We start from the raw sequence: 4966 nt of genomic DNA, 5'->3' as shown, positions 1-4966 counted from the left end.
CACCCGTATCAGCTGATGAAACAGCAGCGCCGCCCATCCCTATGCGGTAGTTTTCACCGCCGAGAATAACAATTTTATCTCCCTCTTTGGGAATTTGTTTTATCGCTTGATTAAGTTTTCCATAACCAATTCCACCAGCTTGCATGATTACTTTATCGAAGCCAATTTTACGATTGCCTTCCTCATGCTCAAAGGTTAATACTGAACCTACTATTAATGGTTGTCCGAATTTATTTCCAAAATCTGAAGCCCCATTAGAAGCTTTAATTAAAATATCTACAGGCGTTTGGTAAAGCCAAGGGCGTTCATGCATTGAATATTCCCATTCTGAACCTTGATTATCAACGGGTAGGCCCTTTTGAAGTCTCGAATAAGAGGTCATATACACTGCTGTTCCTGCAAGAGGTAGTGAACCTTGGCCCCCAGCCAAACGATCTCTAATTTCTCCACCAGAACCCGTTGCTGCACCATTAAAGGGCTCCACCGTAGTTGGGAAATTATGTGTTTCTGCTTTTAATGAGAGCACGGATTCGAATTCTTTCTCTTCGTAAAAATCAGACTTATCGGCACTTTTAGGAGCAAATTGAGTTAATTTAGGACCTTTTACAAAGGCAACATTATCTTTGTACGCAGACACTATATCATTTGGATTTGTCTCCGAAGTTTTGCGAATAAGTTTAAATAGTGAAGTAGGTTTTTCCTCCCCATCAATAATGAAGGTGCCATTGAAGATCTTATGACGACAATGCTCAGAATTTGCTTGAGAGAATGCAAAAATTTCTGAATCAGTGAGCTTTCTGTTAATTTTGACAGACAAATTATCCAGATAATCAACTTCTTCTGAACTTAGCGCTAAACCCTCTAATTTATTATAAGCCGCAATATCATGAATCTCTAAAATAGGTTCAGGATTAATTTTTACAGAAAAAATTTCTTGATGTAGCTCCTGATACTTCTGAAAAAGCATTGGGTCAAAATCATTGAAATCTGCCGGAGTTTTTTCAAATTCTTCAATACGAATAATACCAGAAATACCCATATTTTGAGTTATCTCTACGGCATTGGTACTCCAAGGTGTGATCATTGCTGCTCTAGGCCCGACAAAATAGCCCGGCATTACCCGATCAACTGACATATAAGACTCCCCGAAAAGCCAATTTAGTTTTTTTACATCATCTGAGAGTATCTCTGCAAGTGTTTGAACAGCATAGACCTTAGTTAGTGGGGAGACAAAAAAATGAATCATTTAACGTTTTCTTTGGATACTATTAATATAAAAACAAAGTTAATTTTTTTATGTGAAAATGGGTGCTGAATGTGATTTGAAAAATGAGTTTTATAAATTTAATAGTTATCAAACTAAACTAAATTTATAATTCGAATGAGAAAAAAAATGAAAAAGTTAGTCCCGAAATCTCCTCATTGCTATTTTTCTATATTTAATATGAATTAATAGCTAATCTTGTATATTTGCAGGCAATCATAGAAAAAGGTTGATTTTTTTGACCTAAATAAATAAAATTCAATATGCCCAGGTGGCGAAATTGGTAGACGCACCACTTTGAGGGGGTGGCGCCCTAACGGGTGTGGCAGTTCGAATCTGCTCCTGGGCACCAATCGCAAAATTTTAATAAATAGTCCCGTATGAATTTAGACTACATACTTCTGACTACATACCTCAGACTACACACTTCAGACTTCATACCTCAGTCTTCTGACCTCATACCTCTGACCTCAGTCTTCTGACCTCATACCTCTGACCTCAGTCTTCTGACCTCATACCTCATACCTCAGTCTTCTGACCTCATGCCTACATTTCCAATTTCAATCCATCATGAGCTAAATAAACATCTTTAGGCAGTTTTTTTGAAATCTCAGCATGGGTGCCTAATTTATGACTAATATGAGTTAAATAGGTCTTATTCGCTCCAATTTCAGCAGCAAATTCTAAAGCTTCATCAAGTGTAAAATGGGATAAGTGCTTATCTATCTGTAAAGCATTAATTACTACTATTTTGGACCCTACAATTTTCTTTTTTTCCTCTGAACTAATTGTTTTGGCATCCGTTATGTAGGTAAAATCACCAATACGAAAACCAAAAACAGGAAGTAAATAATGCATAACAGAGATGGGTATTATATCAATTCCAGCAGCTTGAAACGACTCTCCATCAACTATATTATTTAATCTTAAACGAGGTATACCTGGATAATTACTGCCAGAAAAAATATAATGAAATTCCTTCTTAAGTGCATCCTGAACACGCTGATGGGCATAAACATCCACTTCAGATTGTTGTTTGTAATTAAAAGCTCTTACGTCATCTAATCCTGCAACATGATCTTTATGCTCATGAGTATATAAAATAGCATCAAGCTTTTTAACATCCGCACGAAGCATTTGGTATCGGAAATCTGGTCCTGTATCAATTAAAATTACTTGTTTATTTATCTCTAAAAGAACAGAAACACGAAGTCGCTTGTCATGCTTGTCTTCAGACCTGCAAACTTCACATTCACAAGCTATAACCGGTACGCCCTGCGATGTTCCTGTCCCTAAAAATGTTACTCTCAAAGCTCTAATTTTAATTGTTTCAACTCCGATAAAAAAGCTTTTTGCTTATCATCGAGCAAGGTATCATCTGTGTCAGTGCTTTGCAGTAAATCGGCAAGAGCATTGATTTTACTTTCTAAATTTGAATATTTATTGACTATAACAACCCTGTTATTTTCTAATAGGCATGATCCTGTCTTAAAATTACCTCTTTCGTATCTTAATTTAAACCCGAGTGATTTAAGTAAAGCTTCCAATTTATCAAGAGTATGCGGTGTATAGTTAAATATCATTGCACTCAAAAATAATAAAAAAGGGCTTAAGCGCGATACGATTAAGCCCTTAAAATAAATTATTTCAAAACTATCTTAAATCTACCAAGTCTACACCAGGATATAGCTTTGCATCAAAAGTAAATGTGGACTCTGGAACTTTCACATTTGGAATAAATGTTTTGATGGTATAAGTGTATCGATTACCATTTTTATCAAAAATAAGGGCATTCATAATTTGCTTAGTTATTTTATCAATTTGTAGCCTAACTTTAAAAAAAGAACGTTTTGAATCTAGTGGAGTTAAATCAATATTATGCAATGTTTTGCCATTTAACTTGGTATCATTGATATAAACCGACTTAAAACCTTTCTCATAAATAGTAAAAAGTTTTGCTGGATTTAAAGCATCGGAAGAATTGTCTACCTCACTTAATTGCACTTCTTTGTCGGCCTTAAGATAAGTCCATTGATTTTTACCATCACTAATCAACTCCTGACCTTTTAAAATAATTTTGTATTTGTTAAGTTTAGATTTAACGATTAAAGTCCCCAATTGAGTTTCTTTTATCTTAGCCTGAGGGTTTTCAAGGGTATATGAAAAATCTGTTTTTATAACATCATACGAACGATACTTTTTAGAAACTTCTGCTAGTATTTCTTTTGCTTTAACCTCACTTTGTGCAAATGCACCTATTCCAGGAGCCATAACTAACAGAGCTCCTATTAAAAACTTCTTCATTTTATATTTATTTTAGATTTTATCTAATGTGCTCAAGAATTGTTCCAAAGAATATTCATCAGGTATAAGAACCTCTCTAGCCTTACTTCCTTCAAAAGGGCCAACAATATGTGCAGCTTCAAGCTGATCGATTATCCTACCGGCTCTATTATACCCTAATTTAAGTTTACGCTGAATCAAAGAAGTTGAACCCTGCTGATGCATTACAATCATTCTAGCAGCTTCTTCAAACATCGGGTCACGATCTGAAGGGTCAAACTCTTTTGCTGAAGAATCCGAATTTTCATCTATATATTCAGGCAACATCCAAGCAGATGGATATCCCCTTTGTGAACCAATAAATTCTGAAACCTTTTCAACCTCTGGGGTATCAACAAAAGCACATTGAATACGTATTAAATCGCTTCCAGTAGATAAAAGCATATCTCCACGTCCGATTAATTGGTCGGCTCCCCCACTATCAAGGATTGTTCGGGAATCAATCTTAGACAACACCCTAAATGCTAATCTTGCTGGGAAATTAGCCTTGATTGTTCCTGTAATAATATTAACCGATGGACGCTGTGTTGCAATAACTAGGTGGATACCAACAGCACGTGCCAACTGAGCAATTCTAGCAATCGGTGTCTCCACCTCTTTTCCTGCGGTCATCATTAAGTCAGCAAACTCATCAATTATTAACACTATAAATGGCAGAAAGCGATGTCCCTCATTTGGATTTAATTTCCTACTGACAAATTTCTGATTATATTCCTTTAAGTTTCGTACATGACCATTTTTCAAGAGGTCATAACGATTATCCATTTCAATACAAAGCGAATTTAAGGTTGTGATTACCTTTTTTGTATCGGTAATAATGGCATCTGCCTCACCTGGTAGTTTGGCAAGAAAATGTCTTTCAATTTTTCTGAACAAGGTTAGTTCGACTTTTTTAGGGTCGACAAGTACAAATTTTAACTGTGATGGGTGCTTTTTATAAAGCAGTGAAATTAATATTGCATTAATACCCACCGACTTACCTTGACCCGTAGCACCGGCCACAAGTAAATGTGGCATCTTTGCCAGATCGGCAATGTACACTTCATTAGAAATTGTCTTTCCAAGTGCAATTGGCAAATCCATCGTTGTATTTTGAAACTTCTCAGTAGCCAAGACTGAACGCATTGACACCATTTCTGGATTCTGGTTCGGAACTTCAATACCAATAGTCCCTTTTCCAGGCATTGGAGCAATAATACGAATACCCAAAGCCGCAAGGCTCAAAGCAATATCGTCCTCTAGATTTTTTATTTTCGATATCCTAACTCCTGGAGCAGGAATAATTTCATATAAAGTAACTGTGGGACCGATTGTAGCCTTTATTTTATCGATTTCGATATTATAGTGATTGAGTGTTTC

4 protein-coding genes, 1 tRNA gene and 1 pseudogene are annotated in these 4966 nt (G+C 35.9%); 1 reads left to right on the top strand and 5 read right to left on the bottom strand.

All coding sequences use genetic code 11. From position 1 onward, the window contains the following. A pseudogene (locus ACILQF_RS10600) lies at positions 1-1246 on the bottom strand (phosphoribosylformylglycinamidine synthase); the annotation flags it as partial. A gap of 283 nt (positions 1247-1529) precedes the next feature. Between ACILQF_RS10600 and ACILQF_RS10595 the strand changes: the two are divergent. Beyond that, positions 1530-1616, top strand: a tRNA-Leu gene (locus ACILQF_RS10595). Between the two features lie 194 nt (positions 1617-1810). Here the strand turns inward: ACILQF_RS10595 and ACILQF_RS10590 are convergent. From ACILQF_RS10590 to ACILQF_RS10575, 4 genes are all read right to left on the bottom strand, one after another. Next, positions 1811-2575: an MBL fold metallo-hydrolase gene (locus ACILQF_RS10590; protein ID WP_395627378.1), complete on the bottom strand. Its 765-nt coding sequence runs from the start codon at positions 2573-2575 to the stop codon at positions 1811-1813. Further along, a complete protein-coding gene (locus tag ACILQF_RS10585) occupies positions 2572-2847 on the bottom strand; it encodes a hypothetical protein (RefSeq protein ID WP_395627379.1) in 276 nt (91 codons plus the stop codon). Before ACILQF_RS10585 ends, ACILQF_RS10590 begins: the two co-directional genes overlap by 4 nt. Before the next feature lie 70 nt (positions 2848-2917). Continuing rightward, positions 2918-3568: an outer membrane lipoprotein carrier protein LolA gene (locus ACILQF_RS10580; RefSeq protein WP_395627377.1), complete on the bottom strand. Its 651-nt coding sequence runs from the start codon at positions 3566-3568 to the stop codon at positions 2918-2920. A gap of 12 nt (positions 3569-3580) precedes the next feature. Then, the coding region (locus tag ACILQF_RS10575) for a DNA translocase FtsK (RefSeq protein WP_395627376.1) at positions 3581-4966 on the bottom strand (1386 nt) is incomplete at its 5' end.

It is taken from the genome of Daejeonella sp. (assembly GCF_044232565.1).
In the GTDB taxonomy this organism is placed as follows: Bacteria; Bacteroidota; Bacteroidia; order Sphingobacteriales; family Sphingobacteriaceae; genus Daejeonella.
Note: the sequence above shows the minus strand (reverse complement) of the source record. Positions and strands in the feature narration are given on the sequence as shown.